This window comes from Streptomyces spongiae (assembly GCF_009377185.1).
GTDB lineage: Bacteria > Actinomycetota > Actinomycetes > Streptomycetales > Streptomycetaceae > Streptomyces > Streptomyces spongiae.
This window is the reverse complement of the sequence record NZ_VJZC01000667.1, coordinates 1-5,107: the sequence shown is the minus strand read 5'-3', so window position 1 is coordinate 5,107 and position 5,107 is coordinate 1. Positions and strand designations below refer to the sequence as shown.

The window sequence follows — 5,107 nt, the reverse complement described above, 5'->3', positions numbered from 1 at the left end:
CTCCCCGCCCAGTCCCAGTTTGTAGACCTGGGATTGACGTTATGAAAGCCCTGCACGTTGCCGTTGGCACGCTGGGCAAGTCTGGCCACGCATCTGGTGCGGGAGGCGGTTTCGACACGCGCATCCGACGGTCAGGGGCGTACACCACCACCGTGAAAACGGCCCGCTCCTAACCCGAAACAGTCCCGTCGCTCAGACATATTGACACCCGCAATCGGCAATGATGCCGCAGCGCGCACATGACCACCGAGACAAGATCTCAATGACTGTGAGGGAGAAAGTGTGAACAGCTACGATATCGTCATCGCGGGAAATGGCATCCTCGGATGCGCAACCGCCTTGGAGCTAATACGCAATGACAATAGCCTCAGGATTGCAGTCATCGGCCCGAAACAGCGCATCGGCGGTGCCACCATAGCGGCGGGAGCAATGCTCAACTGCATCACAGAAGTCAACCACCGCACATTGTCAACGGCAGTCGGGAAAGCGAAGCTAGAAATTTCAATCCGCGCCCTGGAAGCATGGCCAGCATGGCTGGATGCCCTTAACAGTGAGCTGTCGCCGACACGTCGACTCGCCATCCGAAACGGTACCTACGTCATCCTGAACAACAGAGCAGGGAGGCTGGACAGCCTAAATTACAATGCCGTTATTGACGCCGCTATCCAGTATCATCAAAAATTCGAGCGCGTACCTTTCGGGAACGTTCCACACCTGAAGCCGGGAGTGGACGCCCGACCGCTGGATTCCATTTACCTTGCCGATGAAGGGGCTATAGACGCACGCCAGGTCCTCAACGCGGTCGAATCTGTGGCGAATCGCAGCGGAGTAGTCTTCCTGGACGACACCGTCGTCGGTTGGAAACGGAAAAACAACCAGGTCAGCTGCGCCATCACGGCCTCCGGGGAAGAGGTCCAGGCAGATCGCTTTCTGGTAGCCGCCGGCGTGGCGAGTCGCTCATTGCTGGCAGACCTGGCGGAAAGCAGTGCGATGCCCTTGCAACCCATACTCGCCAGCAAGGGAGTCGCAGTGACATCCCGAGGAACAGGTTCCGGGGGCGAACACGTGGTTCGTACACCGAACCGTGCGGGCGGATGCGGCCTCCACATGGTCCCGGGGAGCGATGGCACGGTCTACCTAGGTGCGACCGGTGATCTGATGATGCAGGCCGATGAATTTCAGACCATCGGCGCTGTGCGCTTTCTGATCAACGCGATGGATCAGTTCGATAAGCGCCTTTTCCATAGCAAAATAACCCAGTGGCATGTAGGAAACAGGCCGGTGAGCCTTGACGGATTTCCGCTTATTGGAAGGGTTTGGCAGGACAACGTGTGGGTGTTGTCTGGAACCCACCGGGACGGTTTCCACTGTTCGCCTCTGCTGGCACGACATACGGCGGATATCATGCTTGGCGGGATCGGAATCCTCGGCGACCACTGCTTCGCCCCGCTGCGACGGCCACTCAGTGCTATGAGTCGCGAGGACGCGATCGACGAACTTTCTCTGCACTTGGTGTCTCAGTTCTACGAGAACTCGGGAAAATCGCCGGCGTATTCGGAAGTATCCGAGACCCTGGAAAAGCAGTATCGAACTCGCACGCGTGAGACTTACGATAAATTGGAAATTGATTTCGGGCTCGCTCCCGATATTCTGGGATTGCTGAATTGGGCGGTGGACCGAGAAGCGAAAATCGGGTACTTTCGGCAGTATTTTCAGCAAGTCAGCCGCGCCAGCCAGGAAAAAGACGTCTATAATCCCTTTCCGGCCTGCTGACGGGAAGAAAGCCCATGTCGTCGGGGTGTTCCTCCGCGGCGTAGCCAAGCCGGGTCACCTTGTCGTTGCTCCGCAATCGACCTCCGACCATCACCAGCACCACTACCGGATCCGTCTCTTTGCCACCGGTGAAGTCCCTCACTGACACGCAGGTGTGGTTCGACGGAAGGACTGACCAGACTCATGCGTCCGTACGTTCCTCGGCCTGCTCCCCATCGCCCGCAGTTCGGGGGCCTGGCACCGTGGTCGCTGCGAGATTGAGGCGGGCGGCCATGTCGAGGTTCACCTCTCAGTACGGGCGGACGTGGGACCAGAAGAGCGGGGTCAGGCCGCGGCGGTCGGCGGGCGTGAGGAGGGCCGTCCACTCCGGTTCGCCGAGGATGTCCTGGAGCATCAGGGTGTTCACGTAGACCAGGGCCGATTGCAGAATCCGCAGGCACAGGACGAACATCTCCTGCTCGTCGCGCCGGTTCGAGGCGATCTCCCCGCCCTTGCCGTAGGCGATGACGGAGTTCGCGCCGTTGGATGACTCCATCACGTTCAGGCCCTCCTCGATCTCCCGCTGGAGGTCCCGAAGCCGCAGGTACCGGGCCACGAAGATGGTCTTCTGCGCACGCCCGACCTCCAGCATGGCCGCGTAGGTGGGGTGGGATGCGTTGCGGGTGAAGCGCCGCAGGATCGCCTCGGTGGACGCGGTGCGGGTACGAATCGCCGTGGCGTACTTGATCATCTGGTCGTACTGCTGGGCGATGAGTTCCCAGCGGATCGGGCGGGTCAGCGCCGGGGTCAGCTGCGGGTAAGCGTCCGGTTCGCCAGCCACTGGCCGGTACAGCTTCACCTTGTTGATCCGCTTGATACGCGGCAGCAGGTCGAAGTTCAGCAGCCTCGTGATGCCGAACCCGATTTCCGACTGGCCGTGCGAGTCCGTGTAGTTGGCTTCCACGTCCATGGTGGTGCCGTGCCGCATCGCGCCCTCGATCATCGCGGCGGCCTCGGAGGCGGTGCAGTTGATCAGCTGGGAGTGGATGGCCAGGGACTTCTTCTCCACGTGCCAGTAGATGAGCACCCCGCGGCCTCCGTAGCGCGAGTGTCACTCGGTGAACAGGTTCTGGTCGTAGGCGCGCACGTGGGTGGAGTCGGAGGCGACTGCGGTCGAGCCCTGTCCCCATAGCTCGGTGCTGCGGGCGGAGAAGGTGGCGTTCGCGATCTGGATGGCGATGGCGCGAGCGGCCTCAGCGGACAGGTAGCGGCGGCGTACGTAGCGGAGTTCGTCCTCGGTGTGGCCGTGGCCGCCGGACGCCACGGCCTTGATCCCGGTGTTCGTGCCGTACGCGTAGATGACCAGCAGCAGGCGTTCGGCCAGCACCTCCGGTGAGAGGCTGCCGCCGCCGGAGACGGAGGTGACCGCGTCCAGGCAGCCGGTCCGCAGCACCGCTTCCTTGAGCATGTCGACGAGCGGCACGATGCCCCAACGCCTCTGTACCTCGGCCTTGATCCTGCGCAGGTTGCGCGGCTCGGGCTGGGCCTCGGCCGCCGTGAGCCGGATCGCCCCGGACTTTCGCTCGGCGATGTCCAGCCAGGTCAGCTTGGGCATCTGGTCGCTGAGCAGGGTCAGTTCGGCCGTCATCTGCTCGCGCAGGTCGTCGATGAACACCGCGGCGTCCAGCGGCTTGCGCAGCTCCCGGTAGTTCTCCGCCCGCCTCGCCTCGAAGTCCTGCGGCAGGTCCTCGTCCGGGTTGCGCCACTTGTCGGCGCCGACCACCCAGATCTCCTTGTACTTGAGCTGATCGCGCAGGGGCCTGGAAGGCGACGACCTCGTAGACCATGCGCACCACCCGGCGCCGGCCTCGCTTGTCGGTCCGGTGGACGACCTCCGCCCAGTCCCCGCCCATCGCCTTGTGGACCGGCACCGTCTCACCCAGCGGGTAGTACGTCGTGTTCCCGGCGTTCGCGTATCGCGCCACCAGCGCCAGGGCCTCGATCACCGGCCGGTGGGCGTGATGGGAGGAGCGGAACTCCAGCACGTCCAGCAGCTTGATCAGCCCGCGCCGGTAGTGGTTGGTGTAGGACGCCTTCAACGTCGTCTGCACCGTCCGCCGGTAGACCGGCCCGCGGGTCTTGAACTCGTGCACCAGCTCCCGCAGTGTCGCCTCGCCCCCGGACACCGCCGGGAACACGACCTGGCGGACCGTCCCCTCCGGGGTGCCGAGCGACGCCTCGGCGAGCTTGAAGAGGATGTTCTCCTTGCCCGACACCTTCTTGAACGCGTTGATGAGCTGCTCGGTGACCTTCTTCTCCGCCCGCGCCCCGATCCGGTGCACCGTGGAGATCAGCAGCTCCACCAGCGTGTCGGTAATCTCCCGCTCCCGCTCGTGCAGCAAGGCGGCCAGCAAGGTCACCCGCAGCGCCACCGGGTGCGTCCGCAGATGGGAAGGCGACTCCACCGCGGCCCGCGCCCGCCAGCCAGCTACGACCTTCGGCGCGACGTCGATGAACAGATCCCGTGGCAGACCGATCGCCCGTACCGCCAGGAGCTTGTCGATCTCGGTGAGCATCGTCTCCAGGCTCACGTTGCCCGGCGCTTCCTTCACCTTCGCCAGCACCGGCGGCGCATCCTCGCCCTCCGTACCACCGCCCGCGGGTCCGGCATCGTCCTGGTCGGCGCCGGCCACCAGAGCCACGATCCGCGCGAATCTCTACTCGGAGCCAGCAGGCTGAGGTCTCCTGACGCTGCTCGCGGGCCTGCCCGTCGTCGATAATCGAGTGCCCATGACGGATTCAAGTCGAACCTCAGGAAAAGCTCAAATTTCGAGGGGCCATTTTACTGGATTCGGCATCAATCCAGGTGGCTCAACACTGGTGATTACAGTAGTCATATCGAGATAATCTCACCGGCGATAAGCAGTTACGAGACAGCCGCGAAGCGGACATCCCGCACTTTCACCGAGGCCGTGCGTGAGTGCAAGGTCCGGTCAGGTCACGGGGCATGATCACATGTCTAATGAGTATCTTTGCACGGAGGCAAACGACACCGGTGAAACTGCGTCAGGCAGTGGCCGAATTGCCATAGTCGGCTTATCCTGCAGGCTGCCCGGGGCCTCAGATTCGGATGCGTTCTGGTCCATGCTCCGGAAAGGCTCGGACGCCCTCGCGGATGTTCCCGCCAAGCGGTTCGGTACGGGTGCCGGTACGTACTACGGCGGATTTCTCGACCAGGTCGAGCGATTTGATCCGGGATTCTTCGGCATTTCACCGCGCGAAGCCGTGATGGTGGATCCACAGCAGCGGTTGATGCTGGAGCTGGCCTGGGAGGCGCTGGAGGACGCCGGAATTC

2 protein-coding genes and 1 pseudogene are annotated in these 5,107 nt (G+C 63.0%); 2 read left to right on the top strand and 1 reads right to left on the bottom strand.

Going from position 1 to position 5,107, the window contains the following annotated elements; genetic code table 11:
* Positions 1 to 282: 282 nt before the first annotated feature.
* Positions 283 to 1,773, top strand: a complete 1,491-nt coding sequence (locus FNH08_RS44160) for an NAD(P)/FAD-dependent oxidoreductase (protein WP_152777147.1) — start codon at positions 283 to 285, stop codon at positions 1,771 to 1,773.
* A gap of 289 nt (positions 1,774 to 2,062) precedes the next feature.
* Here the strand turns inward: FNH08_RS44160 and FNH08_RS52725 are convergent.
* Positions 2,063 to 3,220 (bottom strand): annotated as a pseudogene (locus FNH08_RS52725) (transposase).
* Between the two features lie 1,547 nt (positions 3,221 to 4,767).
* Between FNH08_RS52725 and FNH08_RS44150 the strand changes: the two are divergent.
* Positions 4,768 to 5,107, top strand: a 340-nt coding sequence (locus FNH08_RS44150; RefSeq protein ID WP_152777146.1) for a beta-ketoacyl synthase N-terminal-like domain-containing protein, incomplete at its 3' end; no start/stop codon positions are given.